The organism is Deinococcus misasensis DSM 22328, assembly GCF_000745915.1.
Taxonomy (GTDB): domain Bacteria; phylum Deinococcota; class Deinococci; order Deinococcales; family Deinococcaceae; genus Deinococcus_C; species Deinococcus_C misasensis.
Window position 1 is genome coordinate 1 of sequence record NZ_JQKG01000093.1, and the last position, 3,799, is coordinate 3,799.

3 protein-coding genes and 1 pseudogene are annotated in these 3,799 nt (G+C 46.8%); 2 read left to right on the top strand and 2 right to left on the bottom strand.

The features are described from left to right. Positions 1-764: hypothetical protein (locus tag Q371_RS23155; protein ID WP_211253889.1), on the top strand; the 764-nt coding region annotated here is incomplete at its 5' end. Positions 765-831: 67 nt separating this feature from the next. Here the strand turns inward: Q371_RS23155 and Q371_RS26680 are convergent. Then, a complete protein-coding gene (locus tag Q371_RS26680; RefSeq protein ID WP_245618432.1) occupies positions 832-2,205 on the bottom strand; it encodes a hypothetical protein in 1,374 nt (457 codons plus the stop codon). Positions 2,206-2,238: 33 nt separating this feature from the next. Continuing rightward, positions 2,239-2,406: pseudogene (locus tag Q371_RS28255) on the bottom strand (TniQ family protein); the annotation flags it as partial. A gap of 178 nt (positions 2,407-2,584) precedes the next feature. On the opposite strand from Q371_RS28255, the gene Q371_RS26270 reads away from it, so the two are divergent. Continuing rightward, positions 2,585-3,598 (top strand): IS1 transposase, encoded by a 1,014-nt coding sequence (locus tag Q371_RS26270; RefSeq protein ID WP_245618434.1) that lies wholly within the window; start codon positions 2,585-2,587, stop codon positions 3,596-3,598. Positions 3,599-3,799 lie beyond the last annotated feature (201 nt).

Consider the following 3,799-nt stretch of genomic DNA (forward strand, 5'->3'; position numbering starts at 1 on the left):
GGGGACCTGGGAACAAAAGAGGGTCAAACTTTTCCAGCAGTTTTTCGGCCTCTGAACCGTCCAAAACTTCATCAAATTCCCCAAGGGTCAATAGAGGAAGTGGTCAATCACTCAGATCCCAAGGAGCATCCGTCAGGGCATCTGCAGCCACTCTTCTTGTCATGTTGAACGTTTGCATTTATGTCGTGATAATGACTATGATATTGCGAGGTGTCGACATGCCAAGGGATTGGATAGATTTTGCGGGACTTTTCATCAATGCAACTCTTGCTATAGTGACGGGAGTATATGCTAGTCTGGTGAGACACCAGCTAAGAGAGCAAAAAAGACAAAATGATTCCTTGGAAGCACAGATTAAAGAAAATAAGCTTCCTAATATTATTTTATCTTACGATTGGGCGCGATATGGTGATATAGGTCCTGAATTTCCTTTCTATGTATTCTCTGTTGTAAATATTAGTAATAGTTCGGTATTTATTCAGCAGGTAAACGTTCAAGGTAAAAGTGCCTCTCTTTCGCCTTCCATAGATAGGAGGGCGAAAGCTTCTGATTTCCCAAGATCTGTTTTGTTGAAATCTGGAGAAGAATTTTTTCTATATTCGATCGGCAACAATTTGCTAAATAGGGGACCTATAGATATAGAGGTGATCTTTTACTATACACATACTAATAACATACTTCACAAGGTGGTATTTAATTTGAATAATAATCAATTTGGAGGTAGTCTAGATGTTAAAATTGTTAGATCGATTGAGACCATGTAAGATTAGTGGTAAAAGCACTTGTATGTATAATGTCTGGCTATTAATCAATAGCCAGACATTTATTAGGTTAATTTGGCTTTTTTGAATTGGATGGAGTAATCTCTATAGAATCAATTAGATATTGGGCATATTCAAATAGAGATTGCTCTATGATAGGTATGTCATCCTTTAAAAACCTTCTATAAACCTCCTTTAAGCTAATACTTTTTGGTCCTGATAATGCAGGTGAGAGGTGAGGATCGCCACCAGTAACCTGGCTCCAGACCCATGCCGCGCCATTCCGGCGTCTGGCAGGGTAGGCTGGACGCCGGAATCCTGCATTCTCAGCAATGGATTTCCAGTCTGATATTTCTATCTCCAGAAAATCTTTCAGTTTCAGTCTTCGCAATGCGTAATCTACTTTGTTTGAAGAGTTAGATAGTCTCCTGGCTAAAGAGTGTAATGCTTCATCGTATGCATCACTATTTCCGAGCCCAGAGATTACGGTATTTAATTTGTTGACTATGCCTTTGCCTGTTGAAGCTGGTAACCCCAGATCTAAGGCAAGAGTGGTCCAGTCTTTAGGAGTCGAAAGGCGCAACAATACAATGGAGAGTGCTCGACGTGCGTAGTTATCTGTAATATCTGAAGTACTGAGCAATGGTTTAAAATATGTCTCGTAATCCTCCAGCCATAATAGTTGAGGGATATGTTTCGAAGTAAAAATATAGCCCTGAGATTGTATCCTTGGTGATCGCACTCCATGCCGACGATCAAACTCAGCTGTAGGACTGAGACACTTATTGAAAGCATCCAACAGAACACCAGTCAAATGATAATCGTTAACAGCGTTTCGAACTTTGTTCTGTTTGCGGCTGCGAACACGTTCGACCAGCCAATTCAAGCGACTATGGAGATCTTCAGGGTCTTTGGCATCCAGAATGTGTGTGGCTGCGGGAAGGATTGATGCCATCAAACTGGCACTCTGTGGCGCACCTCTGAAAGCGGCTGGCGCTGGACCACCCCTGCGAGCAGTTTTTTCGCGAATGCGTTTACGCTCTTCTAAGGCATCAATTCGGTCTGCTACGTGCCTTTCGAAGACTTGATAGATCGCAAGTGGCAACTCGCCCAGGTCTTCAGGTGTTGCTGCGTAAAGGATCATGGCACAAACGGAACGCAAATGTTTGAAGTACTGAATTGTGGGTACGCTTTGACCGGCAACAGTTGTCTCTTTCTGGTTCAATAGGTCAGTAATTCGCTCCTGGGTATAGAGAAGGCGCGAATGTTCTGTGAGCTTGAGAGTATGCGCATTGGACAGAGGATATTGACACGGTATCGAAGCACGGCCTTCTTTAGCCTGCCCAACAGCACGAGGATTCATACAATGGCCTGGCAATGGCGTTAAAGAGGCAAAACGGGGTGCACTTCCAGTCTCCTGCCGGAAATTTCCTGGGCGGCGCATACAGCATGGACATGTATCCACCAGGAGACACTCATGTCGATTGCAGGCAAAAGTCCAGGGCAGTTTCCAGGGCAACAACCATGCTTGGTTTTCCTCAAGACACCCGGGGCAAAAGTGGCTTCCGACAAAGTATGCCCATTCTCGCGAAGCAACAATTCTGGCAGATTCTGGTAGTTGAGGATTTAACCCGGTCAGATCTATAACTCTTCCATCGTAACTTTGGGTGGTTTGTTGAGATGATCACGCAGAGGGCAGCCAAAAGAACAGGGGAGCAGTAAAATTCGCTTGTGACAGTCGAAAAAAACAGCTACCCCTCAGCAGTTTAGCGTGTCTGATGCCTCGGTGCCAAGACCACCTCAAAACGGGCCAGGACAACCTGGTGGTGCGCAAGACCTACGGCAAGCATGGTCTGCGGTACTTAAAGTGTAAAACCTGTGGCACTGAGTTCAGTGAACGCAAAGGAACACCTCTGTGGAACAGCAAAATTCACCCGGACACATTCATCAAAGTGGCTGAGACCCTGTGTGAGGGCAATTCCATTTCCGCGACCACCCGGCTCTGTAAAGTCCACCACGACACGGTAGAACGCATCATTGTGGTGACCGGACAGCATGCCAGAGCCCTCCATGACCACAAAGCCTTGCAGGTGAAGACCACCGCGTTGCAAGCCGATGAACGTTATGGTTTCTACGGTAACAAAAGTCAGCCGTGCTGGGAAGCGACAGTCATTGATCCGTACAGCAAGTTTGTGGTGTCTCTACGGCTGGGCGCCAGAGACGAAACCTTGATTCGAGGTCTGCTGGAGGATGCCCAGAGCCGTCTGGCAGACCCACAACATCTGGCTTTGTTCACCGATGGTGGGCACGGCTACGCCACCTTGTTTCCAGAAATCTTTGGTGTGCCGTACCAGCCGAAGAAAAAGGGGAGCAAGGGTCGACCTCCAAAAGTGAAGTACCGCATTCCGAGGATGCTGGCCCATGTGCAACTCATCAAGGTGCGGGAGGGCAAAAAGTTAAAGACGGTGGACATCTGCTACACCCACGGCACCCCTGGCAGAATCCGCTTAGAGTTGGAACGGCTGGGGTATACCACACCGAATACCTCTGCTGTGGAGCGACAGAATGGCACCGCCAGACAACACAATCCCTACATGCATCGTAAAGGACTCTGTTTTGCACACAAAAAAATTACCCGTGTTGGCCTGGCTGAACTTGAAAGGCTGTCCTATAACTGGGCGAAGACCTGTCGAAGCCTGCAGGTGGAATTGCCCGAGCAGATCGGGCGTCAAAAGTATCTGCACAGAACACCAGCAATGGCTTTAGGACTGACGGATCGGGTTTTCACACTAGGTGAGCTCCTTGCTACACCCCTTTACCGGCTTGGGGGTGCGTGATCATCTCAACGAACGACCTAACTTTGCAAAAGAAGTGCATGTGCTCGAGAAATAGCTAGGCGAGTTGCATGTGCAAAATTTTCTAGTTGCTCTGTGGTAAGTGTAATGATCTTGCTACAGTTTTGTTGACTCCAGGTTGAGCTGTCAGAATAGGAGTCAGACCGTGAGAAAAACGCCCACCAAATACAGCACAGATTTTAA

Excerpts from the sequence above, each read along its gene's own strand:
- Q371_RS26680 (WP_245618432.1), bottom strand. The coding sequence starts at position 2,205 with ATGCGCCGCCCAGGAAATTTCCGGCAGGAGACTGGAAGTGCACCCCGT.